The organism is Halarsenatibacter silvermanii (assembly GCF_900103135.1).
In the GTDB taxonomy this organism is placed as follows: Bacteria; Bacillota; Halanaerobiia; order Halanaerobiales; family Halarsenatibacteraceae; genus Halarsenatibacter; species Halarsenatibacter silvermanii.
Map to the genome: position 1 here is coordinate 77,254 of NZ_FNGO01000003.1, position 24,477 is coordinate 101,730.

At 43.4% G+C, this 24,477-nt stretch carries 28 protein-coding genes; 4 read left to right on the forward strand and 24 right to left on the reverse strand.

The features are described 5' to 3' along the window. Positions 1 to 69 precede the first annotated feature (69 nt). A complete protein-coding gene (locus BLT15_RS02180) occupies positions 70 to 825 on the forward strand; it encodes an ABC transporter ATP-binding protein (protein WP_089758221.1) in 756 nt (251 codons plus the stop codon). Position 826: 1 nt separating this feature from the next. After that, complete coding sequence (locus BLT15_RS02185) at positions 827 to 1,765, forward strand: SufB/SufD family protein (protein WP_089758223.1); 939 nt, start codon at positions 827 to 829, stop codon at positions 1,763 to 1,765. A 223-nt stretch (positions 1,766 to 1,988) separates the two neighbouring features. Here BLT15_RS02185 and BLT15_RS02195 read toward each other — a convergent pair whose 3' ends face one another. From BLT15_RS02195 to BLT15_RS02275, 17 genes are all read right to left on the reverse strand, one after another. After that, positions 1,989 to 2,204 (reverse strand): glutaredoxin family protein, encoded by a 216-nt coding sequence (locus tag BLT15_RS02195; RefSeq protein WP_089758227.1) that lies wholly within the window; start codon positions 2,202 to 2,204, stop codon positions 1,989 to 1,991. Positions 2,205 to 2,245: 41 nt separating this feature from the next. Continuing rightward, the gene (locus BLT15_RS02200; RefSeq protein WP_089758229.1) at positions 2,246 to 2,434 is read right to left on the reverse strand and encodes a hypothetical protein; all 189 of its coding nucleotides are present in this window, start codon (positions 2,432 to 2,434) and stop codon (positions 2,246 to 2,248) included. A 20-nt stretch (positions 2,435 to 2,454) separates the two neighbouring features. Further along, complete coding sequence (locus BLT15_RS02205; protein ID WP_089758231.1) at positions 2,455 to 2,973, reverse strand: (Fe-S)-binding protein; 519 nt, start codon at positions 2,971 to 2,973, stop codon at positions 2,455 to 2,457. Next, positions 2,974 to 4,137 carry an aminotransferase class V-fold PLP-dependent enzyme gene (locus tag BLT15_RS02210; RefSeq protein WP_089758233.1) on the reverse strand — a complete coding sequence of 388 codons (1,164 nt, stop codon included), beginning with the start codon at positions 4,135 to 4,137 and terminating at the stop codon, positions 2,974 to 2,976. Between the two features lie 141 nt (positions 4,138 to 4,278). After that, entirely contained in the window at positions 4,279 to 4,515 is a 237-nt protein-coding gene (locus BLT15_RS02215; protein WP_089758235.1) for a thioredoxin family protein, read from the reverse strand. Positions 4,516 to 4,565: 50 nt separating this feature from the next. Then, a complete protein-coding gene (locus BLT15_RS02220) occupies positions 4,566 to 5,738 on the reverse strand; it encodes a permease (RefSeq protein WP_089758237.1) in 1,173 nt (390 codons plus the stop codon). Positions 5,739 to 6,354: 616 nt separating this feature from the next. Further along, on the reverse strand, positions 6,355 to 6,537 hold the full coding sequence (locus BLT15_RS02225) for a hypothetical protein (protein ID WP_089758239.1): 183 nt from the start codon (positions 6,535 to 6,537) through the stop codon (positions 6,355 to 6,357). A gap of 309 nt (positions 6,538 to 6,846) precedes the next feature. Further along, a complete protein-coding gene (gene larE, locus BLT15_RS02235; protein WP_089758243.1) occupies positions 6,847 to 7,674 on the reverse strand; it encodes an ATP-dependent sacrificial sulfur transferase LarE in 828 nt (275 codons plus the stop codon). Between the two features lie 215 nt (positions 7,675 to 7,889). Beyond that, entirely contained in the window at positions 7,890 to 8,399 is a 510-nt protein-coding gene (locus tag BLT15_RS02240; RefSeq protein WP_089758245.1) for an FMN-binding protein, read from the reverse strand. Positions 8,400 to 8,490: 91 nt separating this feature from the next. Further along, positions 8,491 to 8,646, reverse strand: coding sequence for a hypothetical protein (locus BLT15_RS13175; RefSeq protein ID WP_159429769.1), 156 nt, complete (start codon positions 8,644 to 8,646; stop codon positions 8,491 to 8,493). 40 nt (positions 8,647 to 8,686) lie between these two features. After that, entirely contained in the window at positions 8,687 to 8,818 is a 132-nt protein-coding gene (locus BLT15_RS13860; RefSeq protein ID WP_089758397.1) for an alcohol dehydrogenase catalytic domain-containing protein, read from the reverse strand. A gap of 7 nt (positions 8,819 to 8,825) precedes the next feature. Next, entirely contained in the window at positions 8,826 to 10,598 is a 1,773-nt protein-coding gene (locus tag BLT15_RS02250) for a sensor domain-containing diguanylate cyclase/phosphohydrolase (protein WP_089758246.1), read from the reverse strand. Between the two features lie 175 nt (positions 10,599 to 10,773). Continuing rightward, positions 10,774 to 11,550 (reverse strand): helix-turn-helix transcriptional regulator, encoded by a 777-nt coding sequence (locus BLT15_RS02255; protein WP_159429770.1) that lies wholly within the window; start codon positions 11,548 to 11,550, stop codon positions 10,774 to 10,776. Between the two features lie 311 nt (positions 11,551 to 11,861). Continuing rightward, the gene (locus BLT15_RS02260; protein ID WP_089758250.1) at positions 11,862 to 12,329 is read right to left on the reverse strand and encodes a Fur family transcriptional regulator; all 468 of its coding nucleotides are present in this window, start codon (positions 12,327 to 12,329) and stop codon (positions 11,862 to 11,864) included. Between the two features lie 406 nt (positions 12,330 to 12,735). After that, entirely contained in the window at positions 12,736 to 13,656 is a 921-nt protein-coding gene (locus BLT15_RS02265; protein WP_089758252.1) for a hypothetical protein, read from the reverse strand. Further along, the gene (locus BLT15_RS02270; protein WP_200769673.1) at positions 13,656 to 14,186 is read right to left on the reverse strand and encodes an ECF transporter S component; all 531 of its coding nucleotides are present in this window, start codon (positions 14,184 to 14,186) and stop codon (positions 13,656 to 13,658) included. Before BLT15_RS02270 ends, BLT15_RS02265 begins: the two co-directional genes overlap by 1 nt. Before the next feature lie 39 nt (positions 14,187 to 14,225). Then, positions 14,226 to 14,684, reverse strand: a complete 459-nt coding sequence (locus tag BLT15_RS02275) for a universal stress protein (RefSeq protein WP_143422996.1) — start codon at positions 14,682 to 14,684, stop codon at positions 14,226 to 14,228. Between the two features lie 202 nt (positions 14,685 to 14,886). Between BLT15_RS02275 and BLT15_RS02280 the strand changes: the two genes are divergently transcribed. Both BLT15_RS02280 and BLT15_RS02285 read left to right on the forward strand, forming a co-directional pair. Continuing rightward, complete coding sequence (locus BLT15_RS02280; RefSeq protein WP_089758257.1) at positions 14,887 to 15,369, forward strand: hypothetical protein; 483 nt, start codon at positions 14,887 to 14,889, stop codon at positions 15,367 to 15,369. Next, the gene (locus BLT15_RS02285) at positions 15,369 to 15,905 is read left to right on the forward strand and encodes a permease (RefSeq protein ID WP_089758259.1); all 537 of its coding nucleotides are present in this window, start codon (positions 15,369 to 15,371) and stop codon (positions 15,903 to 15,905) included. The genes BLT15_RS02280 and BLT15_RS02285 overlap by 1 nt, the downstream gene beginning before the upstream one ends. A gap of 9 nt (positions 15,906 to 15,914) precedes the next feature. Here the strand turns inward: BLT15_RS02285 and BLT15_RS02290 are convergent, their stop codons facing one another. The 7 genes from BLT15_RS02290 to BLT15_RS02320 form a co-directional block, all read right to left on the reverse strand. Beyond that, positions 15,915 to 18,365, reverse strand: a complete 2,451-nt coding sequence (locus tag BLT15_RS02290) for an AAA family ATPase (RefSeq protein ID WP_089758261.1) — start codon at positions 18,363 to 18,365, stop codon at positions 15,915 to 15,917. Next, complete coding sequence (locus tag BLT15_RS02295; protein WP_089758263.1) at positions 18,362 to 19,474, reverse strand: metallophosphoesterase family protein; 1,113 nt, start codon at positions 19,472 to 19,474, stop codon at positions 18,362 to 18,364. Before BLT15_RS02295 ends, BLT15_RS02290 begins: the two co-directional genes overlap by 4 nt. Positions 19,475 to 19,672: 198 nt before the next feature. Beyond that, positions 19,673 to 20,287 (reverse strand): acetate uptake transporter, encoded by a 615-nt coding sequence (locus tag BLT15_RS02300; RefSeq protein WP_089758265.1) that lies wholly within the window; start codon positions 20,285 to 20,287, stop codon positions 19,673 to 19,675. 153 nt (positions 20,288 to 20,440) lie between these two features. Then, on the reverse strand, positions 20,441 to 21,118 hold the full coding sequence (locus BLT15_RS02305; protein WP_089758267.1) for a vitamin B12 dependent-methionine synthase activation domain-containing protein: 678 nt from the start codon (positions 21,116 to 21,118) through the stop codon (positions 20,441 to 20,443). A gap of 63 nt (positions 21,119 to 21,181) precedes the next feature. Next, positions 21,182 to 21,835: an NUDIX hydrolase gene (locus BLT15_RS02310; protein ID WP_089758268.1), complete on the reverse strand. Its 654-nt coding sequence runs from the start codon at positions 21,833 to 21,835 to the stop codon at positions 21,182 to 21,184. Between the two features lie 54 nt (positions 21,836 to 21,889). After that, positions 21,890 to 22,528 (reverse strand): PAQR family membrane homeostasis protein TrhA, encoded by a 639-nt coding sequence (gene trhA, locus BLT15_RS02315; RefSeq protein ID WP_089758398.1) that lies wholly within the window; start codon positions 22,526 to 22,528, stop codon positions 21,890 to 21,892. Between the two features lie 164 nt (positions 22,529 to 22,692). Next, positions 22,693 to 24,459 (reverse strand): NADH-dependent [FeFe] hydrogenase, group A6, encoded by a 1,767-nt coding sequence (locus tag BLT15_RS02320; RefSeq protein WP_089758270.1) that lies wholly within the window; start codon positions 24,457 to 24,459, stop codon positions 22,693 to 22,695. Positions 24,460 to 24,477: the final 18 nt, after the last annotated feature.

The following is a 24,477-nucleotide window of genomic DNA, read 5'->3' on the forward strand; positions in this document are numbered from 1 at the left end:
TATAATAACATTAATCAGTATTGAAGCAGGCTGAAAATCCTGAGTTTCAACAAATGAGGAGGAAGTAAAGTGGAGAGGGAAAAAATTTTAAAGGTGAAGGATTTGGAATTGGTTCTGGAAAAAACAGATATACTCAAGGGTCTTAACTTTGAGCTTCAGGCTGGAGAGGTGCTGGGCATAATAGGACCCAACGGATGCGGCAAAAGCAGTCTGGCTTATACTTTGATGGGCCTCGACGGTTATAAACCCGCCGGCGGCCGGGTGATATTTAAAGGCGTAGATATAACTGACCTGAAGCCCTATGAAAGAGCCTGGGAAGGTCTTACCCTGGCCTGGCAGGAGCCGGCCCGTTTTGAAGGCATAAGCGTGCGCGAATTTTTAGCCCTGGGCAGAAAACATCGCGAGAGCGAAGTCGGTTCCGGGGAGATCCGTCGGGCTCTGCAGGACGTGGCAATAAATCCCGATCAATATCTTGACCGCAGCATCGATGAGACACTCAGCGGCGGGGAAAGGAAAAGAATAGAACTGGCATCCATATTGTTGATGAATCCGGATGCGGTCATTCTTGATGAGCCCGATTCCGGCGTGGATGTGGTGGCCCTCAACAACATCGAAGAGGTTATTAACAATTTTCGCGAGAACAACACTGGTGTTATCCTCATAACCCATTCTGAGGAGATGCTGGAGATGGCCGACAGGGCTGCTCTTATCTGTCAGGGGAAAATTTTTATGGAAAACAGTCCAGCCAAAATCAGCAGTTATTTTAAAGATGAATGTCTACCCTGTGAAGATCAGGATCCCGCCAAACACAAAGAGGTGAGTTAAATTGAGTGATTACAAGAACATGGTCGACATCTACGATCAGGTCGGCGACGAAGAGGTTTTTTCCGACAGCGATGTAGCTCATGTGGTGCTGGAAAGAGATAAAGTCATGGGAACAAACACAGTAGATGGTCTGGAAGTCGATATCAAAAACCAGGAACCCGGTCTGGTGGCGATTAAAATGACGGTTTTAGCCGATTTCAATATCGATAAAACGGTACATCTCTGTTTTGGTGTGCTGCCTGAAGAAGGAAAACAATTTATTGATATGGACGTAGAAATAGAGGAAAACGCCGGAGTAGAGGTCAAAGCGGACTGCGTTTTCCCCAATGCCACCCGGGTTCAGCACAATATGGAAGCCGATATTCTCCTGCAGGAGGGAGCGACCTTTATCTACCGCGAAAGTCACTTTCACGGTGATGAGGGCGGGGTTGACGTGAAAGCCCGGGCTGAAATTGAAATGAAAAAAGGCAGTACCTACAAAACTTATTTTGACCTGCAGGAAGGTCGAGCCGGGAAAATTGAATTCGATTACGAATCTGTGCTCAGAGAAAATGCCACCCTGGAGATGGTGGCCCGCATGCAGGGACAAAAAAGTGACAAATTGAACATCAGAGAAACCGCAGATTTGATTGGCAGTGGCGCCCGGGCTCTGCTGGAAAGCAAACTGGCTCTGCAGGATGAGGCTGCGGGCGAGGTGCTCAACGAGCTAACAGCTTCGGCACCTGGTGCCAAAGGCCACGTCGAATGCACTGAGATCATAAAGGATGATGCCACCGCCCGGGCAGTTCCTGTGGTGGATGTGCAGCACCCAGAAGCAAAAGTCACTCATGAAGCTGCCATCGGCAGCGTGGACAGCAGTCAGCTGCAGACTCTGATGGCGCGCGGCCTCAACGAGGAAGAAGCTGCAGAAACTATCATTCAGGGTATGCTCAATGGATAATCTGTCATCCTTTCTTTTTTCCATCCTTCTTTCAGAAACATATGAGCTTTGAACTTAAATAGGGCGCGATCCCAAAATTTGGGATCGCGCTCATTGATGTGGATTGAGTTTTTTGAGTATGCAGGCTTTAAAATGATAGTGAATGTCGGTCCTGTATACTTCCTTTTTTTTGGTTTTGGGCTGCTAAAAAATTTGCCGGCTTTCAGCCGGCCTCTTATATTTTTCAACCTCCACCGCCAAAACCTATCTGTTCCAATTCACCTTCCCTTACAATTACCGGAACTCTCTCAACGCCAAAGTTTTCCATGGCATATCTGCGGGCTTCTTTATCTTCTGAAGTATTGATCTCTTCAAATTCAACATTCTTCTCCCGGTAATGGTCTATAGCTTTCTGACAGAATGGACAGCCGTCTTTGGTGTAGATAGTTAGGTCGGGCAATTTAATCCCTCCTGGCAATTTATTAATTGGACCATTTACTCTTATTTCTTCTTTAGAAATTTTTCATAACCCTCAAAACAGGGCTGGCCTTTATCTTTGACCTGGGGTAGAATGACCTCTTCAATGAACTCCAGAGCCTCTTCCGGGTCCCTGTCGACATTGATGCGCTCTAAAAGCATCTGCTGTTCTTCGTCCAGGACAACAAAAACTTTATTTCCTTCTTGTGCCATTGTCTTCACCCCACTTTCCGCTATTGTGGCAGCATGGCCTTAAGAGTTTCTCTGGCATCAGCGTAGTCCTTTTCTTTCAGTTTGGGACAGTTTTCCAGATCCTGTTCGTATTCTAACAGCTGCACCGCAAAGGCAAGACAGGTTAGTTCCCCGCATTTGCTGCAGTTTGTTTTAGGCAGCAGCTTAAATATTTCCAGGGGACGCGGAGGGTCTGATGCTGTATGATCCGGTTCAATTTCATCTTTGCGTGCATAAATATCATTTATGATATCCTTCAACCACTCTATAACCTGCATGGCGTCGGTGGAATTTTCCGCTTTAATCATGGTCATTTTCTCTTCGTAAAGGGTTATGGTTCTGAACTCCTTTTGCAGAGAGAGGCTGGGCAGACCGGGATTATAATTTGCTCTTTCAATTTCAGCGTTTACAAAGGGAAAAATATCTCCAATATTGGATCCCAGATCAGCTTTTAATCTGATCTTATCAGGATCAGCAAGACAGGGTGATATGTAGGTAATGTCGACTCTGTTCAGTGTCATCTAAGAATTCACCCCGGTTCCGCGCTGCAGAATTTTTTTCAGCGCCTCTCCCGCCCTCTCAATATCCTGTTTGCTGTTAAAGATTCCCGGGCTGAACCTGAGGCTGCCCCTGTCTTCGGTGCCCAGCATTTTGTGGGCTTGAGGTGAACAGTGCAGCCCGGCCCGGACCATAATATCATATACATCGTCAAGCACATAGGCCGCCTCTTCGGCCGGAATATCCGCCAGATTAACAGAGACAACTGCAACTAAATCTTCGGCTGAAAGAGGACTATAGATTTCACAGTCCTGTAAATCACCCAGCACATCCAGGAGATATTCTGTCAGCTGGAGTTCATGCTGCCGGATCTCTTCTATTCCACGCTGAAGTAAATATTCAACCCCTGACTTTAAACCGGCAAGACCGACGGAATTGACCGTGCCGGCTTCAAAGCGGTCGGGTAAATCTTCGGGCTGTCTTTCCAGATAGGATTTGCTGCCAGTTCCTCCCTCTTTGAGGGGGGCGAGTTCAATTTCGGAATCTATATAAAGTCCTCCGGTTCCGGTTGGGCCCAGCAGCCCCTTATGACCGGTAAATCCCAGCATTGAGATATTATACTCCTGCACATCAATCGGCAGAATCCCGGCTGTCTGGGCACTGTCTACCAGCAGAGGCAAATTTTTTTCCTGGCAGAATTCACCGACAGTTTCCAGAGGGGCGATGGCCCCGGTGACATTAGAAGCATGATTGATGATTACCAGTTCGGTATTTTTTGAATGGGCTTCCTCTAACTCCTTTTTATCTATAAAAGCTCTATCGGGAGCCCCTATGGTGCTTATCTTCACCTCTTTTTCTTTTTGCAGGTGCTTTAAGGGCCTCCAGACAGCGTTATGCTCAAAACTGGTGGTGATAACATGGCTTTTTTCCGGGACAAAGCCCTTTATTGCCAGGTTTAAAGCTTCCGTCACATTGGCTGTAAATACAATTCGGCTGACATCGTCTATATTGAATAAATCACCCAGAGCCTGACGGGTTGAGAATACTATCTGTTCGGCTTTAAGCGCCCGCTGGTAGGCTCCCCGGCCCGGATTCACTCCTATATTTTGCATATAGTTATTCATCTCTTTCTGTACAGAATCGGGCTTGGGATAGGATGTTGCGGCATTATCGAGATATATAGCCATAAATGCACCCCCGAAAGTTACTGAAATATTTCACAAAACTTATAATTGAGGGAGGGAGGCATAGCCTCCCTCCATTTCTCCGGACCAAAACGGTCTACTGGGATAAAACTTTAACTGTCTGTTCTTCAAATTTGCTCTGCTTTAACTATTCTGCAAAATATCCTTTATCCCCTCTGCTGATGGCACTTCACCGGTAACTACTGCCTCACCATCCACAACTAAAGCCGGAGATAGAGCAATCCCCCGTTCTGTCATCTCATTCATATCTTTGATATGCTCAAAATCGGCTTCAAGCCCTAACTCTTCAATGGCTCTTTTGGTCCTTTCTGCCAGCGTCTCGCAATTCTTGCAGCCCGGTCCTAAAACTTCAACTTTCATTTTATCACCTCTTTTGTTTGATTTTTAATCATATTTCAGCTTAAACTCTGCTATAATACCAGGTTACCAAAAATCATACCACTTATAGTGGCCATAATCACAACCAGGACAATAAAGACGGAGGTTTTTTTAGTGCCTAAAACGCTGTGAATTACCAGCATATTGGGCAGACTCAAAGCTGGTCCTGCCAGAAGCAGGGCAAGCGCAGGACCATCACCCATGCCCAACCCCATAAGCCCCTGAAGTATGGGCACTTCCGTCAGAGTGGCGAAATACATGAAGGCTCCCAGTATAGAGGCTAAAAAGTTGGCGGATACGGAATTGCCACCTACAAAATCGGCGACTACCTGCTCGGGTATCAAGCCGGCCTCTGTGCCGGGGCGTCCCATCAAAAATCCGGCGATGAGAACACCGGCAAAGAGCAGGGGGCCTATCATCTCTGTAAATCTCCAGGTTTCCTCGAGCCAGTCCTTCAGTTCCTGTTTATTGAACCATTTAACCAGCATGACTGCCAGAATGATTAAGAGTCCACCGGTGAGATACCATCTAATCTGGAAGATTTGATACCAGATACCCTCGGCCTGCTCCGGTTCAGCCCAGGCCATAAATATCAGGGCCAGCACCAGAACTATAAAATAGGTCAGATTCTGCAGGCTGGAACGGGATTCTTCTGCACTGGTGGTGGCAGTAACCAGATCGCTCTGCCTGTCTTCTTCGGAATCCCTGAATATTACCGCCATTAAGATGCCTATCACCAGGGCAAAGAAGACTGCTCCAATCACCCTGGCCAGTCCCAGCTGCCAGCCCAGAACACGGGCGGTCAGAATTATTGCCAGCACATTGATAGCCGGTCCGGAATAAAGAAATGCTGTGGCAGGTCCTATACCTGCTCCGGTTTTATATATGCTGGCAAAAAGCGGCAGCACAGTACAGGAACATACAGCAAGTATAGCACCTGAAACTGAGGCCACTGAATAGGAAAGAATTTTATTGGCTCCGGCTCCAAAATATTTAATTATGGCATTGCGGGAAAGGAAGTTTGCTATAGCGCCCGCCACAAAGAAAGCTGGAATCAAACAGAAAAGCACATGCTCCCGCACATAATACTGGAGCATCAAAAAGGCTTCATTTATGGCCTCCTGGATCATAGCTGTTTCAAAAGGTATGAAATATACTGCTATAAATACGGCAATGAATAAAAGTATTTTATTTAGTCTGCTCATGAAATCACCCTTCAAGCTTGAATTTTTTGTCAGGTTAAATTGAGTTTTTCGCCCTTATCTTTATATCGTTCTTTTTGGTAAAGCAGATCAATTATTTTAAGTATCTTCTTGTCTTCAGTTGTTTAAAAGGTGTGTAAAAAACCTCATTTAGTTCTACTGTAAGATATAAAGCTTCGCTCACAATGAAATTTTTCTGTTCTCGATGTTTTTCCCACCCTGCTCTCATATAAAATAAAAGGCAGTTACCATCCGGTTTCCAGAATCGATCTCAATTACTATATTACAATAAAAGAATATAGTTGTCAAGATCTAATCCCGACCACTGAAAAATGTAATAGAGATCGGGATCTATTTGCTCTGCCGGAATTGTATTACATCTTTCCTATCTCTGTTTTAGGGAAAAAATTCTGAAGTAAAACATAGGGGAATCCAGAAAAAAAGGTAACTTCGCAAAAAAGTTGTGGAACTGGAAAAAGAAGTAGAATATCTTTTTCGGTGCTGGAAAAACAGCAAAAATATCAGCCAAACTGCCAGAAAGCATAAACTCAGCTATAACCTGTGGCACCCGTTAAGTAAACACTTAATTTTCATGACAGCTCATCCTCACCCTGCGCATTCATCCCATAAAAAACATTAAGACCAGATAAATCCCTGAAGCCAGCAGAGAAGTCATTATGGCCCCCAGCAGAGCAGCACTGCGGCTGGGATATTGTTTGCCCATGTCCAGTATATTGCGCGAATAGATTATGTACCAAAAAGCGGTGAATATTAGAAAAAAAGTTGAAACGCTGCGGAGCATATCTCTTCCTCCTCACCTAACTACATATTCCTGTCAGCAGTCTGATTTCCTTTTGCTGTACCATGATTAACAAATCAAGATAGGGCCTCCCGCCCCGGCTTTGGCCGCATCAACCTCCAGGTCTTCCATCAGAACCTGATGAAAGGTCTCAAATATAGTCTTATTTACAGCCCTGACTTCGCTTGATATTTTATCTCCCCTTTGACATCCTCCCCGCCCATTAACATGGACGAGGCTTTCTCGGCTAAAATTCGTAATCCTTTCCACCGATACATCGACACCCAACGGATGTGGAGAAGGTCCAAATATCTATGATATAACTTCATTCATGCTGCCGGTCCGATAACCCTCAATGTCCAGGGTTACATAGGTATAATCGAGCTGTTTTAGCTTTTTTATTATCTCTTTTCTGTGTTCTAAAACCCTGTCCAGTTCCTCAGGGTTTACTTCTATTCTGACCGTTTCATCATCATGATGCCTTAATCGCAGCTGATCAAAATCAAAGCTCTGCAGAAAATCCTCTCCCTCATCCACTCTCGTCAGTTTCTCCTCTTCAATTTTTACTCCATAGGGGAAACGAGACGAAAGGCAGGCAAAAGAAGGTTTATCCCATACGGGAAGATCTCTGCGCCTGGCCAGAGTCCTTATCTCTTTCTTGTTTAGCCCGGCATCTTTCAGAGGACTTTTTACCTTGAGCTCCTCCACAGCTTTGATCCCGGGACGATATTCACTTTTAGCATCATCATAGTTTGACCCTTCCAGCACTTCCCGATAACCCTTCTTCTCTGCCATCTCTTTTAAATCCGAAAGCAGTTCTTTTTTGCAGTAATAACAGCGATCCTCATCATTTCTGGTGAAGTTTTCGTTATCAAGCTCTGTAGTTCTGATTATTTTGTGTTTTGCTCCGATTTCAGCGGCCAGCGACCTGGCTTCTTCCAGTTCCCGGTCGGGATATGTTTCCGCACAGGAAGTTACGGCCAGAACATTATCCCTTCCCAAAACTTCCAGAGCAGAATCCAGCAGCAGAGCGCTGTCTACGCCTCCAGAAAAAGCTACCACAACACTGCCATATCCCTGAAGAATATTTTTTAACTTTTCATTTTTTTTGACCAGTGCCGCATCTTTTTTCTCTATCATATAAAATCCTCCTTCTGTACTTAACTTGATTTCCTGATATTAACTTAACTCCTACCAACAAGTATAATTTAGTTTATTTACTCTGTCAAGATAATGAAAAATCCATCAAAATAAAAAAAACGCTGACTCAAAATCTTCCTTTGAGCCAGCCGCTGAGTTTGCAGATCAGCTTATTTATTTACGTTGAAACGTAATTTAAAACTCTCTCCGGACAATTATTCCCGATATCTTCCCCGATTAAAGGCATCTCTAACAGCGGAAACAACTTTCGATGACCTGATAGTTGCCGCGGTGAAACCATCTACTTCTTCAGGCTCTATAGCTTCAAGAGCCGGCGTGCCTTCAGGAGTGCCCTCCAGATAACTCAATCTTTCAGTTATTTCGCTGAGACCCTGAGCTCCTACCAGATACTCAAGAGCTGACTCGTATTGTTCTCTGATTCCCAGAAAAGTATCAGAAACATCCTCCTCATAATAATCCACGCCATCATATTCCTGATGTCTCATACTGACACCGACGATTTCTTCATCCTCTATCGTGACCTGCAGACTGATGTTGATCACACCATGATCCATAAAGCTGCCTCGATAATCTCCATCCAGCAGTTCCCAGTGTTCCCCATAGGAAGCTTCACCATGAGAATCAGCAGAGACGTCAGCGGAGAAAGCAAAAACAAGTGATAGTGATACGATTGCTACCGCAGCGATAATAAGATTTCTTTTCATAAAATTCCCTCCTTATGATAATGTATTCATACTTCTCAACTTGAATAATAGCACAGCATTAAAGTTAAGTCAAGCAATTAATTTAATCAACTTAATGATCATTAAGGTCTGAATACCAATCCTCCCGGTCATGTTCGAGCACTACTTCCATTCGGCCGCTGCTTGCTTCATCAACAGGAGCCTTATCGCCCACCTGAAAATTGGCCCTCCTGACCGCATGAATACCTACAGCCGCTGGCTCAGCCATAGCTCCATTCCAGCCAACATTGACCGGATATCATCCATTTTTACAAATCTGCTATCGACCGCCACGAAATCTGGGACATGCCCCACAATTTATGACCGAGAACGATCGGAAGATCAACTAAAGGATGGTGGCCGGAATAGGAATGTACGTCTGAACCACAGATGCCAAATATTTACCGATTACTCCGCCCGCATCATCTGCACAAATTTTTTGGCCAGCTCGGGATCAAATTGACTGCCTGCATTTTCTTCTATTTCCTTCAGCGCTGCTTCTTTCCCGGCCGGATCACGATAGTTGCTGCCGCAGAGAATAACGTCATAGGCATCGACTACGGCTATAATCCTGGAAAGCAGCGGTATATTTTCTTTTTCCAGCCCATCAGGATAGCCCTGACCATCCCAGCGTTCATGCCTGTGCAGAATTTCTTCAGCTATAAAAGAAAATTCCTCCGTTTCTGCCGCCAGAATACCTCCCCTTTCGAGATGCTTTTTGACAAGTCTCCATTCTTCACCACTAAGTTCTTCAGTTTTATTTAATATATCCTCCGGGATCGTTGCTTTCCCCAGATCATGCAGAATAGCCACCAGTGAGAGATTGTGTAAATCTTTCTCCGGCAAATTCAATACCCTTCCCAGCTTGAGAGCCAGCTCGTTTATTCTCAGATAATGTCTTTCAGCCCCAGTTTTTTTCACCCTCAAAGTGGCAAGCATATTCTGAACAGCCTTATATTCTGGGCTTTTTCCTTTGGTTAATTTGTCTTTATACATCCTTTCATCAGCCTGAGACAGCACTTCCTGCAAATTTACTTCTTTATTAACTTTGGTGGCGATACCCAGCCCCAGAGAGATTTTAAATCCTGCGATTTCAGTTTTCTGACATGTTTCCTCTATCCTATCCACAATTTTTCTGGCCATTTTGGTGCCTGTCTGGGGCAGCAAAATCACAAATTCATCCCCGGCCCAGCGTGCAACTATATCTTCTTCTCTAGTATTGGCCTGAAGAATTTCGGCTACTTTGACCAGCAGCTCATCTCCTGTTTTATGCCCATAGGTGTCATTAACGATCTTCATGCCATTTATGTCACACATGATCATGCTGATAGGAAGCTGCCTTTCCGTGTCCAGTCGATCCATCTCCGCTTCCAGATAAAACCTGTTATAGAGGTCGGTCAATTTGTCGTGATAACTGACATATCTCAGCTCTTTTTCTCTTTTCTTGATTCTGGTAATATCCCGTGAAGTCCCTATGATTTTCTCTATTTTGCCATCAAAAATTATAGGGGTCAGACTCGTGCTCCATACCCTTTCACCTTCAGGCAGAGTAAGCTTTTCTTCATACTCTATTTTCCCTCTCTTGTTCAGACACTTCCGGTAATTTTTTTCAATTTCTTTTCCCAGTTCAGGACCAAAAACTTCCACAGGCGTCTTATCTTTGATATTCTCTGTGCTGAGACCGGTTAACTTTTCATGCAGAGGGTTCAATTTTTGAAATGTTATTCTTTTGTTATCGTCAACTCCCAGAAGGAATATACTGGAGTGAACGCTGTCGAAAACAATTTTATACTCTTTCAGCAGCCCTTCCAGTTTGTTATTATTACACTCGCTGACGGTTATCTCTTCTTTTACTACCAGGATTTTATCCTGAACTATGCCAGCTCTGAGCGCGTACCGGGATTTTTCTTCACCATTTACGCATTCCAGATCCATGTTAAATTTTTCTATCTCATTCTCAATCAGGAGGTTGAATTCTTTAACCAGCTCATCGATATCCTCCTGGATAAAACCCGCTCCTCTTAAGATTTCAGGATAATTGCTGCCATTTTCGAGCTCAGTCGCAGGCCGGTCCATCTCTGCAAAAAGTTTCGACCACTCCCTGTTGGTTTGATCTATTATGAGATTTTTTTTTAATAAAGCAGCCCCCATCGGCAGAGAGGCAAAGATATTATCGGTCACCGCAATCCCTCCTTCTTAACAGCCTGCTGCTGAAATTGACAAAAGAGAATATACCTCTAAGGATATTATATCAGGCATGAGAAAAGTATAATATTACCCGATCGGGTAATTTTTATTGAAAAATTAGGAGGAAAAGTGAGAAAAGATAGGGAGTTAAGAAGCAGAAGGATAAGTATTAATTTTCCAGCAATCTGTGGATTAATTCCTGGCGGCTGGAAACTCCAGCCTTTCTGTAAAGATTTTGAAGGTGTTTTTTGACGGTATTCACGGAAATAAACAGATCTTCGCTGATTTCAAGGTTTGATTGACCGGACCTGACCAGGCAGGCCACTTCTTTTTCCCTTGGGGTAAAGTCAAATTTTTCCATGCTCAGCCGGTATTTGATATTGATATACTTTTGATCGGAGAGACTTTGAGGGTGTATTTTCTTTAAAAGATGGATATGGCAGGCTATACTTGTCTTAACGCGGTTCAAAAAAAGAAGCTCAGCTGTGCTAAAATCCCCGCTCTCTTCCTGGCGGATTAAAGTTATAGTAATCAGTATTTCGCCTCTATAGTGAATATCAACCCCGCAGAGGTAGTAAAATTCATTGGGCGAAAGAAAATTATTAAAGTAATTAGTCCTCCTCCAGCTGCGATGATCAAAAACCAGTGAGCTTTTCAGCGCTGATGGTGTGTCAAAAATGCAGTTTTTCAGCGGATCTATATATTGAAAATGTTCTACATATTCATCTATAACTTCATAATCAATATTTACGGTAATAAATTTCGAAAAATCCTGATCGTCATTATGCTCGAGTATATGACCGGCATCAAAAAGTATGAAATGATCCAATTCTTGCAAAATTTTTTCATAATATTTCTCGAAACTGGCTTTTACACAGGTCCGGTTGACAAATTTCATTATTTTCTTCCACATGTTTTTATTAAGATTGGAATCTTCTGCAGCCACTGCCATCACCTCTGGGGCGCATAAAAGTTAATTTAATATTAAAAAAACAATGAATAAAAATAATTAACCATTTTATTGACTAAAGTATACCGCATTATGCCCGCATATTCAATACATTTCAGATAAATTCATGTCCTAAATGCGGATTTTTATGCGGATTTTCTAAATATCAGCTGGTTTAATATAGTTTTGGTCATATTCTTACTGCTTATTTTGGAAGCTATTATTTTCTTAGGAACATATAAACAAGCAGTTGTAATTACAGGATGCGAATATTCAGCTATGCGGCCAGATATTCCCGGCCACATCTGTCACTCGTAAGCGCTGTCCTCCTGCTCCATTTGACATTCCTGACAGCTGCCAAAAAATTTTATTCGTTGTTCCCGGGGAATAAAACCATATTTTTCCTCAATATTTTCTTCAAATTTATTTAAATCTTCTGATTTAAATTCGATTACTCTACCACAGTCCAGACAAACCAGGTGGTGATGATGGTCTCTGAAGTTGACAAACTCAAAATAATCTTCCTGCTCCCCTAAATTTAACCTCCTGACCAGGTCCAGCTCTTCCAGAAGTTCTAAAGTTCTGTATATGGTTGTCAGACCTATATCAGGATTTATTTGCCTGACAGTTTTGTGCAGCTCATCAGCTGTCAAATGTTTTTCTGCGTTTTCGACCAGTGTTTTGAGAATATCTCTTCGCTGTTCTGTCAGCCTAAAACCGCTATTTCTGACGCTGCATATCAGCTCTTCCATTAGCTCAGATTTTCTTGTGAGCATGAATATCCCCCCAGCCTCGGATAAATTTATCAGCCCCGCCTCTCCTTCAGTGCAGAGAGCGGAGCTGATTACAGTTTACCCTATGCTGCTCAGCGGAGCAGTTTTACTTCAGCCCAATTTTTTATTACACTTTCGACTCGAGTTCATCGCTTCTGTCTCTGACAGCATCCAGTTCATTTGATTGCCAGAATGGGGGACATTACATCCTGCACAATGAACAGAAACTCTATCTGTCATCGCCCCATTCCTGCAGGACCTGGGCCATCTCTTCGAGACATAGCCACCCCCTTTTTTAAACATTTGATCATTACAATTTCATTTTAACATGGTTTCTGACATGTGTCAAAAAAGGGGTTGGCCCGCTGATTTTTTATATTGCAGCCAGATTAAGTCAACGGCAGTAAATTCATCTCCACTGCAAATCATCGATCGGTCCGTGAGGAGAAAGGCGCATACCATCATTTTCAAATTCTACAGGCATTTCATAAATATGAGTCAAAAACTCCAGACCGTCCCGCAGCTGACTATCAGCAAATTCCAGATATATATCGGATTCATAAATGGTTAGTTCGTCCCGGGGCTGATAATAACCGAGATCAAGATAGGAATCAAACGACAAAAAATCTGTGGTAAAACGCAACTCATCTAAGGTTATATCCACCTGTTCATCATTCTCCCCTGGAAAAAGATCTTCGCTGCTGAGCTTCACTTTCAGGCTGCTGAATCTTATCTGCCCCAGATCCAGCCCCAAAAATTGACGAATTTGTTCCAGATCTGCCTGATCTACCTCTCCCCAGTTCAACAAATCGAAGTTCATATCCTTCAGTTCCAGCCCGGCGGTAAAATTCCAGTGATAATCTTCTATATCAGCCTCTCCGGAATAATTAATCAAAAGTTTATTCAGCCGGGAAATTTCTATCCCGTTCTCATTAAAAGAATTAATATCAAAAAAAGTCAGCTCAAAATCATCCAGATTGAGAAGATGCTCTTCAGATTCTTCGGCGGTTAAAAGACCCAGCATCTCACCTGCTGTCATGTCAACATCGAGTTCCTCGATATGGATTTCTCCCCGACTGTGATTGTATTTCAGCTCATCCCCTATTATTTTTCCCTGCCAGAGGCTGGAAGAAAACTTCCCGTCGATCATTTCAACCTCCTCATCATCCAGCGTTTTCTTAAAGCCTTCCTGCAGACCTTCAGCAAAGCTATCGGTTATCAAATTATTTAGCGTGTAATTCAAAATAAGAAGACCAGCAATCACTGCCACAACAAGAATTATAGCAATTTTACCTTTATTACCATGCGTTTTTTCCTGTGCCAAATCCATCACTCCTTATTTGCTTGAAGAATTTCCGCCAGAGTTTTTTGCAGCAAAACGGCCAGAAAACCACCGGCCAGAGCGGTATACAGCTGAGGAATAGTCATCATCCGGGCCATAGCAGGAGGCACTTCGACCAGAAAACTGACCGCTCCCGCCAGTATCAAAAACTTTGCCCCAGCCCCCGCCGCTACAGCAGCTATATTTTTAAAAGTGAAGCCCGATTTCGGTTTGACTGCCAGCATCCTGCTCAAAAGTGCATATACCAGAACTAAAACGGCATTGCCAATAGCAATGAAAGGGATCATAGGAGCCAGCAGCGGAGGCAGTATGCCCCGCAAAAAAGCCACCAAAGGCGTCAATATACCTATCAATATGCCGGCAGCTGAACCCAGCATCATCACTGCCACGAACAGAATTGTATTAATCGCTGGTCCGGTCACAGGCTGTGGCAGCCCGCTCATTTGGAAGACCAGAGCCAGCGTCAGCAAAAAAGCTGTGCGAGTCCAGAATCGAGTATTTTTGACATCTGGTTTCATAATGATATATCAACAATCTCTCCTCAATTAAGATTTTTATTATTTGACCACTATTACGGAAATCGGGCTGTACCTGGTAACTCTTTCAGCAGTACTCCCCATCAAAAATCTCTTCACAGCTCCTCTCCCTTTATCTGCGACAACCACGAAATCATAGTCTCCCTCTTCAGCAGTGCGACATATCACATCGGAAGGAACGCCTGTTTTGACCTCTTTTTTTAATTTGCTAACTTTTTTTTCCAGCCCTTCACTGCAGGTATCGACCATATCTTTCGCCTCTTCTTTCATGCCCTCTCTGCGCGAAAAGGCCTCCCGGGCAAATTCTTCTGAATAAGTTTTTGGAATAGCCTTTTCCAGAACTGTCAGTACGGTGACATCGAGATCCATATCATCTGCCAGCTCATAAACTTTTCCCACCGCTTTGCTGCAGCTTTTAGAACCATCCACAGCCAGCAATAACTTTTGCATATTATCCTTCCTTTCTACGAATTCAATCATTATCAAATTATAATTATTCTTACTATAATTTTCCGGATGTTCAGAAAAAAACCTCTTTGATCGGAAATTTTATCGGAGAATTTCCCAAAAAATTTAGGGTAAATCACTTTACATACAATTCTTACGCCGAAGGATATAATGGACCCAGAAATCATACCCCTCAGGGGTACTTAAAAAGTTGCGATTAGGGAGGTTCAATTAAATGCAATATCTCTACTTAATTATGGCAGCTTTGCTCTTCATATCTTTTCTGTTCGATCGCGAAAAAACCTGGAAATCTATTAAGCGCGGAAAAAACAAACTGGTAAAAATTCTGCCCGGGTACCTTAAGCTGCTGGTGCTGCTTTCGCTGGTCCTGTTCTTTTCTGAAGATCTGATTGTTCAATATCTGGGTACGGAAAATGTACTGCTGGGCAGCTTTATCGGGCTGATTCTGGGATCTATAACCATGATGCCTGGTTTTATAGCCTATCCTCTGGCAGGCATACTTCTCAGTCAGGGAGTCAGCTTTATGGTTATAGCTTCATTTATCATCCCGTTAAAAATGGTAGGAGTTTTGACCTATCCTCTTGAGAAGGAATACATGGGCATTAAAGCTACAGTTTATAGAAACACTGCCAGTCTGGTGATAGCGGCTATTTTAACACTTTTGATCGGACTTTATTATGGCGAGGTGATTATATAATGAAAAAAGGAAAGAACAAAGATCATAAGGTCGATTATGCTTTTTTTAGCGGTTTCATGCTGTTTTTAGGCATTTCCTGGCTTTTGAACTTCGGTCCAGGAGTGGCAATGGGAGAAAACTTTCTCATATTTGCCCGTGATATGGTGCTGATTTTACCTCCGGCCTTTGTGATTATAGGGCTGTTCGAAATCTGGGTAGATAGAGAAACCATAGAAAAACATTTTGGATCATCCTCCGGCTTCAAACGTCATATTTATGCTATTCTGCTGGCTGCCACGACAGTAGGAGGAACTTTTGTAGCTTTCCCCGCAGCCAACTCACTTTACCATAAAGGGGCTGATTACAGCTCTATTTTCACATATATAACTTCAGCTTCCCTGGTTATGATTCCCATGAGCATAATGGAAGCTTCCATTATCGGTCTGGAATTCACCGCCCTTAGGATAGGTCTTTCGCTGCCGCTGGTAGTACTTAGCTCGATAATCTTAAATGAATTTTTCAGCCGGGGCAGTTATGAACTGCCAGCCAATGTATAAGTTGAGTGGTTACTTTTCAGAAATATCTATTAAATTGCCGCCGAGTTTATGAGCCGTTTCCCTGCTGCAGGTGGAAAAAATCACCTGATAGTCCCGGGCGATTTTCTGAATTAATTCGACAGCGTTTTCCTGGCGCCTATCATCCAGGTTGACCAGACAATCGTCCAGAACTAAAAAACTATCTTTATCTGCAAAAAGATTATCAAAAAGGGCAAATCTCAAAGCCAGAGCTGCGGCATCAAATGTGCCGTAGGAAAGCAATCTTTGAACAGCGGGAAGTTCTCGGCGGCCTTCAGCCTGCCTGAGCAATATCTCAAATTCATCATCTATATTACCCAGCTTATAATTTCCATCTGTAAGCCTGAAAAGATGGCTGCTGAAAGAATCGACCAGCGGGCTGAAGGATTGTTCATCTATCTCTTCCAGCTTTTTTTTCACTATCTTTTTGATCTTTCTATATTTGTGTGCTTTTTCAACCATCCGTTCAAACATTCCTTCTTTTTCCTGTTTGATATTTTTAAGCTCCGCAATCGACTCTTCCGGCAGATTTTCTCTTACAGAGAATAATTGCTGTTCTTTTTTCCTGATTTTATCTCCCAGCTGCTCATGTCTCTGCCGCAGCGAATTCAGCCTGTCTTTAAAGTCCTGAGCATCATCAAATTCTTTGGGGAGTTCGCAAAGCTGAGCAAGTTCTCGCTTGAGCTTCTTTATATCTGTCCGCAAATTGTTTTTTTCTTCCTTGAGCTTATCCAGGTTCTCGTATTCCTGCTGCCATTCTTCTATTTTATCATCGGCTGCCGCTATCTCAGATTCTATCTTTCCTGTTCTGGCGATCAGATTTTCAATTTCTTCGTTGATCTCCTCCAGCTCCCGGGCGGATTCCAGCTCCTCCAGACCTTTCAACCTTTCTTTTATTTCGGCAAAATCTTCTTCCCCGAGCAGGTCCCTGACTCTTTCTCTCCTGGTGGCTATACCATTTTTGATCTCTCTTACTTTTTGCAGTTTTTCACGAGCCGCTTCCAGGTCTTCAGCTCCAATGTCCTCCAGCAGCTCAGCAAACTTTTCTTTATTCAGTTCATACTCCTTTTTAAGACCGGTAACATCCAATTCTGCTGATTCCACCTCTATCTCCTCATGCTCGGTCTCTATTCTGGCAAATCCCTCAGCCTCGACTTCATCACCGACCTCTGCTTCGATATCCTCCTCCAAACCTGCCTTTATGGTTATTTCTTCAGATTCTGAACGGATGATTTTGATCCGAAACCTGCTTCCCTTCAGGCTGGCCCTGGCCTCCCTCAGATTGTCCCGATACTCACTCAGCTTTTTTAGTTTATCTTCATTCACGCTTTTTAGATCTTTTTTTTGTAACTCGAGCTCTTTTATCTCATTTTTTAATTTTTTGGCCGTCTTAAATTTTTTCTGCAGAGATTTTCTCTCTTTATGCTTTTCCGCCCGCATTTTTTCAGATTTTAATTCATCGATTTTCTTTTTCATTTCTTTCAGATCATTTTTTCTTTCAGACCGGGAGCTTTTCTCTTTCGGCCATTTTTTGAGAACATCTTCGAGCCTTTTTATCTTTTCTCTTTTGCCGGCTAAATCATGCTCAATCTTCTGTCTTTTGTTGATTTCTTCTTCTTTTTTTGCCAGTTCATCACGAGCTTTTTTTACTTTCTCCCTGTCATCTTCAAGTTTTTCTATCTCAGATTTAAGACTGCGATATTCTTTTTCCACTGATTCTGCCTCTTTGATCTTGATTCTGAGGTTTTCCTTCTCGATATATTTATCATATATTTTGCCTCTGGCCTGCTTGTAGGGATTATTCACACCTCTATCAGGGTTGGAAGGGCAGTTGCCCTGCAGATCCCATTTTCTGGTCAGCTCATGATATTCTTCATTAAGACGGCTGCGAAATTTTTCCGCTGATACGTTGCCCAACCTCATCACGGCTCTGCGCAAAAAATTGCTGATAGTATCCTTCAAATTTTGAAACTCGTCTTCTTCAGTGATCTTTTCCAGAAGATCTCTCACCTTTTCCTGGCGGGTGAAGACAATATTTTCATAGGTGCTTTTTCCATAGGGAAGAAGTTTTTGCCTTTCACTCTTGATTTTCTCATAGGAAATTCGCGAACCATCGGGCAGTTTCAGATGACCATCCGGATTTTCATTGCTCCATTTTTTATATATCTCGTAAACTTTTTGTTCTGTCTGCAGCTGCAGACCGGCTTCGGCATAATTGCCTCTGGGGTGAGGAAAAAATCGATCTCTAAATCCTTTGCCCTGCAGTCCTGATCTGTTATACTTTAATTTTGGTTCGATAAATAATGAGGCATGTATAGACTTGATAACAGTGCTTTTGCCGGCCTCATTGGGACCGTATAATACATTCAAACCATCATCAAATTCGACCGCTACATCGCTCAACCCGGCAAAAACATCTATGCTGAGTTCTTTAATATTCATTCTTTTACCTCCTGCAGAAGTTCATAGGCCAGTTCCAGCGCCCTCTCATCACCGATGAGTTCCTCCAGAACCTGATAGGGAAAAGAACCTTCCGGAAAATCTTCGGCTATTTTATCTCTGTTAAGCTGGAGATTCAGGTCATCATCCAGTATCTGCAGATGGAAAACTGAGCCACGAAATTTGCGGTAATATTCCTGTTTCTTTTTATATGCAGCTTCCGGTATTCTGCCGACAATTTTTATCCTCATAACAGTTTTTTCAGCTTTTTCCTTCTGACGAACTTCCTGCAGCAGGCAGGCGAAATCATCTTCGCTGTTTACCTCCCGGGCGATATCTATAAACCTGTATTCTCCCGTTTTAACCGGTATCGCTTTCGTGCTTCCGTCCTTCTCGAGTTCTATATACCAGGCCTGCCCCTCATGACTGCAGTCCAATCCATCTGGTTCCGGAGTTCCACAGTTAAATATATATTCATTTTGAACATTTTCATCGACATTTTTGGGCAGCGGTATATGAGTATGGCCGAGAAGCCAAAGATCAATATCCAGCTCTCTGAGCTCCTCCCGTCTCATGCTGAAATAGCTATCGGTCATATCCGGAGAAATCCCCTTCAAGGCGCCATGGGCAGCCCCCAGTTTGAATCTGGCATCTTTTATATCCTCTTGTTTTATCCAGTCCAGGTTGTTTTCCCGCGAGGTTCTATCATCACAGGGGGCAGGATAGATTGTAGCTTCGAGATCAAATCTGTTCAGCTCATAAGGTTTTGTTTTGTCCAGTAAAACCACATCGGCCGGAGATTTACGCCTGAAGTCATCCCATAAATCAACCCCTGCGAAATCATGATTGCCCGGAAGTACAACCACCAGGTCTCCAGAAAATTCACTTAAAATGTTTATTGCTTCGAGCAGATCCCCCTCGGGTATGGTCACCTTATCGAACAGGTCTCCGGCTATCACGAGCAAATTACATTCACGCCGACAGGCTTCATCAACAACATTTTTCAGCGACCGGAAGCGAGACTGTTTTAGCTCGCGGGCGGTATCTTCAGGATAACTGGAAAATTTTTTGCCCAGATGCACGTCCCCGGTCAGCATAATTTTTAGGGTCAAAAAACATCCCTCCCTTCCATTTAAAAAACTTTTGCTTTCAGTCGATTATAAGGATGCTGCGGTCGATCTGTACAGTCGGTTTGCTTAATAACTTCTTTAAAAGGATTGGTATTCCCTGCAAAATAAAAAAATCGGAGGTGATAAAAATCTGCACATCACCTCCGAAAGATTGAGATCTGTCTAAACCGTTTTTTATTTTTATCTTTCATCTGCGGGAGTGCCGCTGACTCTCTGTTCGTCTACGACTGGAGAACCGATAGGAAGAACTTCTTTATCGAAGGTCGCATTGATAACTTCCGCTGCTGAGGTATACCAGGCAATCGAAGCACAGATTATGCCCAGATAACCTCCCATATGACCAAAGACTGGTGAAATAAAATCTCCCAGGGCCAGCAGAGCGAAGGTAACCCAGAGGGTCAAAAATATAAGCCAGACAGCTTTGTTCAGAGAGAAACTGGCCAGCCACATGTAAAAGGTGAATATTGCCCAGGCGGTCAGCACAAGTCCCATCGACATCAAGTGAGCATCGCCCAGCTCGAGCCAACCCAAAAACAGGGAATATTCAAGCAGAGCATAAAACATCCACCAGGCTCCAAAAGAAGTGAAGGCGGTAGCACCAAATGTGTTTCCGGTTTTAAATTCCCACATACCGGACATAAATTGAGCCAGACCGCCATAAAATAAAGCCAGAGGAGCTACAATTGCAGCTCCCTCAGCCGGCATTATTCCGGCATTATAAAAGCTCAATACAAAAGTTGTCAGTGCGAATCCTCCCAGACCCAGAGGAGCGGGGTCAGCTATTTCATTACTCATAAAAATATAACCTCCAGCGCAAAGTTTTTATTGTGAATATAATAATTTTCACAATCAATCTTATCATATTAAAAACAAATTTACAAATCAGCCTAACTCAAATACAGCTTTTTTTATTTTATTTAATGAAATGAGATCAATTATTCCATCCGCTTACAGCTGCTTTTCACGTGCCTCCGGATCGAATTTATCCTCCCGATTGGGGCAATTTTCGCGCGCACAGAGGCGGCAGTTGTTATAATCTTTTTCATCGGCAAAGAAGATCCCGGATACCGATTTATTCGGTTTCATCAGCATAGAATCGGTGAGCTCAACTCCGATTTTTTTATAGACATTCCCCAGCAAATCAAAAAGACTTTTCTGCTGAGCTATAGGCCAATCCTCAAGAGAACCGGGATTCATTCTGGACATGGCACCGGGATTAAAATTGTTTTTTATATGCTTTTCCAGTTTTTCTCTGGCATCAGCAAGAAATATCTCTTTAATATCATCTGTCAGATAATCATCCATCATGTTGTCAAAATTTCCAGCCCAATCCTCCAGCTCGCAGCCGCAGGTCGCTACAAAAGGAAAAACCCGGCCCACATCTTTCAGATTTTCACTCAAAATCCTGCTCTCAAACTTTATGCCTTCAATCTGCACTTCCTCATCATCAATTTCATCTATAAAAGCCACCTTATAGATCGCTTTAGGCCGGGCAATCTCGATAGCTTCTTCAGCCAGCTGCAAAAATCTTTGCTTCCAGCCCTCCCTTTCCGCAAACTTGCTCATATTAAAAAGCTCTTCAGATGTTCTTTTCGGTTTTATATCATCCAGCAGGATTTCTTTCATCGACTCTCCCCCTATTCTGTTTCCTCCAAACTGAAAAAATTTCAAGATTAATCGACTTCAAATTCAATCAAATTTTGCTTCAAAATTCTCTTTATTCCTCGCCTCAAAACAGAGCTTAATCTCCTCCTCTGTATTGCGCTCTTTGGATATATTCGGCAGGTCATCTCTTCCGTAAAATTTAGCGGTGGATGTTTCAATATTTTCCTGAAAATCCATCGAAATAAAATCGCACTCCACGAATATTTTATAGATACCGTAGAAGGAAAGGGCTTCCTCATCCTTAGTTCCCCTGTCAAAAACACCGATAATTCGCCGGGGATTTATTTCGACTCCCGCTTCTTCGTGCGCTTCTTTGATTAGATTTTCCTTAAGCGACCACTCTATATCGGCCCAGCCACCGGGCAGCGACCACCGATCATTAATTTTTTCTTTGACCATCAAAATATCTCCCTTCCGAAAGATAGCTGCTCTTACGTCAACCCGGGGAGTGGGATATCCTATCTCACTTTCCAGCAGATCCTCAGCTTTTTCCTTTTCTAAACTGCTGTACTCGCGCAAAATTTCGGCACCTATTTTTTGAATCTCTTTAAATCTTTCTCGGTCATATTTGTTTTCAGAATAAGTCAGCCCGGCCTGAGCTATAGTCTGCAGCCGCCGGGCGTAGCTTAGCCACCCTGGAGCTTTATTCCGATCTTCGCTTTTTTCTGAATCCTCCAAAATTCATCCCCCCTACTTTTTGTTTTGAAGCTGGCAGGACCTGCAGTCCAGAAATTAGTTGAGCAGGCTGAGTAAAATGGTAAAATAATGAGATATGCTGCCGCCCAGAACAAAAATATGCCAGATAGCATGATTGTATTTCAGATCTTTTTTGACATAAAACAATACACCTACCGTGTAAAAAAGCCCGCCCAGGGCCAGAAAAATAAGGCTGGTAGTTCCCAGTGCCACCAGCAGCGATCTCAGCACGAAGATACTCAACCAACCCATGACCAGATAAAGGAAAAAAGACACTTTTTCCAGCCTATTAAACCAGAAAACATTTATGATAATTCCCGCCAGCGCCAAAATCCAGATGATAATGAAAATGGTCCAGCCGGTTCTATTCCGCAAAAACAAAATGGTTATGGGGGTGTAGGTTCCCGCTATCAGCAGATATATAGCAGAATGGTCTATTATCTTGAGAATATACTTCGCTTTACCCCGGGGAAAACTATGATAAAGGGTTGAAGCCAGATAAAGAATGACAAGAGTGGACCCATAAATACTGCTGGCAACTATATGCCGCCTGCCGCCGTATAGCTGGGCTACAACGATTAAAACGGCCAGAGCAGTGAGGGACATACCCAGCCCTGCTCCATGCAGGACAGCATTAGCTATCTCTTCGTGATCATAATCTTCTTCCTCAGTCATTTTTTCCACCTCATATGTTACTTCTTGATCCTTCCAGGCACATCCTCCTTTAATGCTAAAAACAAAACCCCTGCCCCATTTTTGCGCAAATAAGGCAGGGATTATTAAATTATCTGTATTGATTAGATTTATAAAAGTCTTAATCCAGGGTCTTAATGCAGGTTTTAACCACCATTTTTAGCATAACTATCCCGGGTCGTATAATCAGTATGCAGAAGCTCATGGGCCCTGCTACTGCCGGCCTCTTTCAGATATTCACTGTAAAGCTTCTGCACCTGAGGATTCTCATGCGATTTCCGCCTGTCTTTTTCTCTATCTATTTCGTATAAAGCTTTCATTCTCTTTTCCAGAGTCTCACTTTCTCTTGAAATCGGCTGACCGCCTCCACCTATACATCCGCCCGGACAGCTCATAAATTCGACAAAGTGATATTCTCGGCCGTTTTTGATCGCTTCCAGTACCTCCCGGGCATTGCCCAAACCGTGAGAGACCGCTATATTTACCTCCGTTCCGTTCAATTCCAGCGAGGCTTCTTTTATACCCTCGGATAGTCCCCGGGCCGGGGAAAAGTCCAGCTCCGGCAGCTCCTGTTCTGTAATCAATTCATAGGCTGTTCTCAAAGCTGCTTCCATCACGCCGCCAGTCGTGCCAAATATGGCAGCAGCTCCGGTGGAACTACCCATCAGCTTGTCATAATTGCCTTCCGGCAGATTCCAGAGATGAATGCCCTGCTGTTTTATCATCTGGGCAAATTCTCTCGTGGTCAGTACATAATCAACATCCTCTTCCATTTCCGGCCGGTCAGCTTCATATTTTTTTGCTGTGCAGGGCATTATAGAAACTACGGTCAGTTCATCTGGATCAAGATTTTCTTTTTCCAGATAATATGAATTGGCCAGAGCTCCAAACATCTGCTGGGGTGATTTGCAGCTGGAAACATTATCAAGGAATTCAGGATAGAAAGCCTCGATAAATTTAATCCAGCCCGGACTGCAGGAGGTGAAAAGCGGCAGCTGCCCGCCAGATTCAAATCTCTCGATAAACTCAGTGCCCTCTTCCATTATGGTTAAATCAGCGGTAAACTGGGTGTCAAAAACCCCATCAAAACCCATAATTCTCAAAGCCGAAACCATCTTACCGGTGGCAATGGTTCCAGGGGGCTGATCAAACTCCTCGGCCAGCGCTACCCTCACCGCCGGAGCAGTCTGTACAATTACATGCTGATCGGAATCATTCAAAGCCCGCCATACCTCATTGATGTACTCTTTTTCAGCGATAGCTCCGGTCGGACAGGCCACCGCACACTGCCCACACATTACACAGGGACTGCTGGCCAATTCCTCAAAATAAGCCGGACCTATTTTTGTCTCAAATCCGCGGCCTTCAGCTGCCAGCACATTGACTGTTTGCGTATCACTGCATATATTCTCACAGCGCCGGCAGTTTATGCATTTATCGGGCACCCGCCTTAAAGCAGGAGATGATTCATCCACGGGCTGCTCTGTTTTTTCACCGGAAAATCTAACATCCCTTATCCCCATCTCCTCTGTTATCTGACGAAGTTCGCAGCTGCCATTTTTCACACAGCTGGGACAATCACTTTCGTGGTTGGATAAAAGAAATTCAAGATTCATGATCCGGGTCTGCCTCACGCGATCATTCTTAGTCTCAATGCGCATACCTTCTTCCAGAGGAGTATTACAGGAAGTTATCAATTCACCGCTATCTACATTTTCTACCAGACAAACCCTGCAGGCTCCGCTTTCGTAGACTCCCTCCATATAACAGAGATTGGGGACTTCTTTATTGATAGATCTCAGAAACTCTAATACAGTCATATCCTCGGCAGCGGTATATTCTTCGCCATCAACGCTAATTTTTAAACCCTGTTTTTGTTCTATATCTTCAGAATTAATCTCTTTATCAGCCATGCTCTCCCTCCTCACAAC